A 240-nucleotide genomic window follows, 5' to 3' on the forward strand; every position below is an offset into this window, starting at 1 on the left:
GTGAGCGGGATTTACAGGTGGAGCAGTACTGCACACGAACTGCCCGTATGGAGCTGCAGGGGAGTACCACATGGGAAACCCGGACGCTGGAGTATGAAATGAGTCAGCTACCTGCACGTGAAGTGAATGGTCAGTATGTTGTCTCCATTACCTCTCCCGTTACCGGTGAAATTGTCGATGCGCATTACAGCTGGAGTCGTACTTACTTGCAGAAGAGTGTACCTATGACAATTACAGTAC

General features: G+C 50.4%; 1 pseudogene. It reads left to right on the forward strand.

From position 1 onward, the window contains the following. Positions 1–240: pseudogene (locus tag RTW80_RS30620) on the forward strand (conjugal transfer protein TraN); the annotation flags it as partial.

Origin of the sequence: Escherichia sp. AM3, assembly GCF_032029835.1 — a bacterium.
GTDB lineage: Bacteria > Pseudomonadota > Gammaproteobacteria > Enterobacterales > Enterobacteriaceae > Escherichia > Escherichia coli.